Origin of the sequence: Streptomyces sp. NPDC056883 (genome assembly GCF_042788835.1) — a bacterium.
Lineage (GTDB): Bacteria > Actinomycetota > Actinomycetes > Streptomycetales > Streptomycetaceae > Streptomyces > Streptomyces stoeckheimensis.
This window is the reverse complement of sequence record NZ_JBHUBS010000002.1, coordinates 845675-849705: the sequence shown is the minus strand read 5'-3', so window position 1 is coordinate 849705 and position 4031 is coordinate 845675. Positions and strand designations below refer to the sequence as shown.

Annotated in this window: 2 protein-coding genes; both read left to right on the top strand. The window is 70.5% G+C overall.

The genetic code is table 11. The features are described 5' to 3' along the window. The first annotated feature begins 431 nt into the window (after window positions 1-431). On the top strand, window positions 432-2384 hold the full coding sequence (locus ACFRU2_RS09040) for a beta-glucoside-specific PTS transporter subunit IIABC (protein WP_382969548.1): 1953 nt from the start codon (window positions 432-434) through the stop codon (window positions 2382-2384). A gap of 107 nt (window positions 2385-2491) precedes the next feature. Then, the gene (locus ACFRU2_RS09035; RefSeq protein WP_382969545.1) at window positions 2492-3898 is read left to right on the top strand and encodes a glycoside hydrolase family 1 protein; all 1407 of its coding nucleotides are present in this window, start codon (window positions 2492-2494) and stop codon (window positions 3896-3898) included. Window positions 3899-4031 lie beyond the last annotated feature (133 nt).

The window sequence follows — 4031 nt, the reverse complement described above, 5'->3', positions numbered from 1 at the left end:
TGCCGGTCAGGCCCGCGTCGTCCGGTGCCGTGCCTCGCCGCGCTGCCGGGTCTCCCGCGTACTGGACGTACTCGGGTGACCCGGCAGTGCGGCGAGGTGCGGTGCCGGGCGACGCGGGCCAGGCAAGATCCGGAAGAGACGGCCTAGGGACCGGGCCCTCGCCGTGCACTCTTCCGTCGGCGCCCCGCCCGGGGACAGGGGCTGAAAGTCCCCTCCCGGAAGACCGAAGGGCCCGATCCGGGAGATGTCGCCACTCCTCGAACTCGCCTGAGAAATCAGCCTGTTGAGGAGCGGGAACACGAAGGGCACAAAGGTCGACCCATTCGGGACCTTCGACTTCCTTTACCTTCCGTTGACCTCATCAAGACTGAGGGGACCTCGGACCGAAGACGTTCCGGGTTCGGTACCACGCGATGCAGGGAGAACTCATCGTGGATTACGGAAAGACGGCCCCGGCCGTCCTCGAAGGCGTCGGCGGCGCATCGAACGTGGAGTCCCTGGGGCATTGCGCCACGCGGCTGCGTTTCGTCCTCAAGGACGCGTCGAAGGCCGACAGAGCGGCGGTCGAAGCGGCCCCGGGCGTCATCACGGTCGTCGAGAGCGGCGGCCAGTTCCAAGTGGTCATCGGCAACGACGTGGCCAAGGCGTACGCCGAGATCACCAGGATCTCCGGGCTCGGCGCCGACACGGCGCGGGCGAAGGCCGGCTCGGCCTCGGGATCCGGCTCCGGCTCCGGCTCCGGCTCCGGCTCCGGCTCGACGGGCTCGGCCCCGCGCGGCAATCCGCTGACGCGGCTGGTCGACGTCATCTCCAGCATCTTCACCCCGTTCCTGTGGACGCTGGCCGGCGCGGGCCTGCTCAAGGCCACGATCGTGCTGGTAACCAAGCTCGGCCTGGTCGCCGAGACCTCGCAGGAGTTCACCGTCCTGAACGCGGCCGGTGACGGCGTGTTCTTCTTCCTGCCGGTGCTGCTGGCCGTGACCGCCGCCAAGCGGTTCGGGGCCAACCAGTGGACCGCCATGGCCATCGCGGGATCGCTGGTCTACCCCGCGATCGGCGCCCTCAACGAGGCCGGCGACCCGGTCTCCTTCTTCGGCATCCCGATGGTGATGGTCGCCTACGCCTCCTCCGTCATCCCGGTCATCCTCGCCGTGTACGTACAGAGCTTCGTGGAACGCGGCCTCGACAAGGCGCTGCCCTCCAGCATCCGCAACTTCATCACCCCGATGCTGACGATCCTCCTCATGGTCCCGCTGACCCTGCTCACCATCGGCCCGGCCTCGGACTGGGCCGGCCAGGGCGCATCGAGCCTGATCGGCTGGCTGTTCGGCCTCAGCCCGGCCATCGCGGGAGCCGTCCTCGGCGGCACCTGGCAGATCATGGTCGTCTTCGGCATCCACTGGGGCCTGGTCCCGATGATGGCCAACGACCTCGCCGTCCAGGGACACTCCCTCCTCTACGGCCCGCTGGTCGCCGCTTCGGCCGCGCAGGGCGCAGCCGTACTGGCGGTCATGCTCCGCACCCGCAGCAAGAGCCTGAAGAAGCTCGCCGGTCCGGCCGCCGTCAGCAGCTTCCTCGCCGGCATCACCGAGCCCGCGGTCTACGGCGTCAACCTGCGCTTGAAGAAGCCCTTCGTCTACGCCTGCATCGCCGGCGCGGTCGGCGGCGGCATCGCCTCCGCGGGCGGCTCGGCCTCGACCGCGTACATCATGCCGGGCCTGCTGTCCCTCTCCGCCTACCTGGAGGTCGGCAGCTTCGCCCTCCAGCTGACCGGTGTCGGCGTTGCCGTCGCCCTGTCCTTCGGCCTCACGATGGCCCTGGGCTTCAAGGACGTCCCGGAGGACGCCGCCGGAGCCACGGAACCCGATGGGGCCGCCGGAGCCGGCGCCACCCCCGAACGGCCCGCCGGCGAGGCCTTCGAGGTCGCCGCCCCGGTCGAGGGCAGGGTCGTCGCCCTGACCGACGTACAGGACCCGGTGTTCTCCTCCGGCACCCTCGGCAACGGCGCGGCCGTCGCCCCGACCTCCGGTGAGGTCCACGCCCCGATCGACGGCACGGTCGTCAGCGTCCTGCCGCACGCCTACGGGCTCCGCTCCCCCGAGGGCGTGGAGGTCCTCGTCCACATCGGCATCGACACGGTGCGGCTCGGCGGGGAGCACTTCACCACCGCCGTCCGGCAGGGCGACCGGGTCCGGCTCGGCGACCCGCTCGGCGAGGTCGACCTGGCCGCGGTCGAGGCCGCCGGCTACGACACCACCACGATGGTGATCGTCCTCGACGCGGCCGGCACGGGCGTCGTACGGACCACCGAGCACTCCGAGGTCGAGCACAGCACGGTGCTCTTGTCCCTCGGCCCGGAGCGCGCCCTCACCCCGGTGGGCTGAGGCCCCCGCCCGGGGCGCCGCCCCACCCACCGCGCGGCGCCCCGCGGCCCGATCCACGTACTCCCCGCAACCCCCGCAACCCCCGTACCCCCGAAGGAGATCCGCACATGGACCACAAGACCCCCGCCGCCTTCCGCCCCGACTTCCTCTGGGGCGCCGCGACCTCCGCCTACCAGGTGGAAGGCGCCTGGGACACCGACGGCAAGGGCCCGTCCGTACAGGACGCCCGCGGCAACTACCCCGAGGGCACCACGGACTTCAAGGTGGCCGCCGACCACTACCACCGCTTCGAGGAGGACGTGAAGCTCTTCTCCGAGCTGGGCCTGAAGGCCTACCGCCTCTCCATCGCCTGGACCCGGATCGTCCCGGACGGCGACGGCGCGGTGAACCGGGACGGCATCGCCTTCTACCACCGCCTCTTCGACGCCCTCCTCGCCCACGGCATCGAACCGGTCGTCACCGTCTACCACTTCGACCTGCCGCAGGCCCTCCAGGACAAGGGCGGCTGGACCTCCCGCTCGACCATCGACGCCTTCGCCCGCTACTGCGAGGTGCTGTTCGAGGAGTACGGCAGCAAGGTCAAGCACTGGCTGACCATCAACGAGCAGAACATGATGATCCTGCACGGCGCCGCCATCGGCACCGCGGGCACCACGACCGACGACCCCAAGCGCGAGCTGTACCAGCAGAACCACCACATGATGCTGGCCCAGGCCCGCGTGACGAAGATGTGCCACGACATGCTCCCGGCCGCCAAGATCGGCCCCGCCCCGAACATCTCCGTCGTCTACCCGGCGTCCTGCAAGCCCGAGGACGTGCTCGCCGCCTCCGACTACAACGCCATCCGCAACTGGCTGTACCTCGACATGGCGGTTCACGGCACCTACAACCCGACGGCCTGGGCGTGGATGACCGCCGCCGGGATCGCGCCGGAGTTCGCCGCGGGCGACGCGGAGATCCTGAAGGCGGGCAAGGCGGACTTCCTGGCGCTGAACTACTACTCCACCGCCACCGTGGCCGCCCCCGAGGACGGCCAGACCGTCGACTCCGGGGTGTGCGACCAGCAGCTCTCGGCCGGCGAGGCAGGCGTGTTCCGCCCGGTGTCCAACCCCCATCTGGCCACGACCGAGTTCGGCTGGGAGATCGACCCGGCCGGCTTCCGCAGCACCCTGCGCGACGTCTACGACCGCTACCGGCTCCCGATCATGGTCACCGAGAACGGGCTGGGCGGCTACGACACGGTCGAGGACGGCGAGATCCACGACGACTACCGCATCGCCTACCTGGCCTCGCACATCGAGCAGATGCGCCTGGCCGTCTCGGACGGGGTGGACGTCATCGGCTACCACCCGTGGTCGGCCATGGACCTGATCTCCACCCACCAGGGCGTGGCGAAGCGCTACGGCTTCATCTACGTCGACCGCGACGAGTTCGACCTCAAGGAGCTCCACCGCATCCGCAAGGACAGCTTCTTCTGGTACCAGCAGCTGATCAAGGGCAACGGCTCCCTCTGATCCCGTACGCCCCGGGCCGGGGGGGGGGGGGGGGCACCCCCACACGAGAAAAAAAGACAAACAGAAGACCCCCCACAAAAGCCGCCCCCCCCCCCCCCCCCCCCCCCCCCCCCCCCCCCCCCCCCCCCCCCCC

Coding starts and splice junctions, on each gene's coding strand:
- ACFRU2_RS09035 (WP_382969545.1), top strand. CDS start 2,492: ATGGACCACAAGACCCCCGCCGCCTTCCGCCCCGACTTCCTCTGGGGC.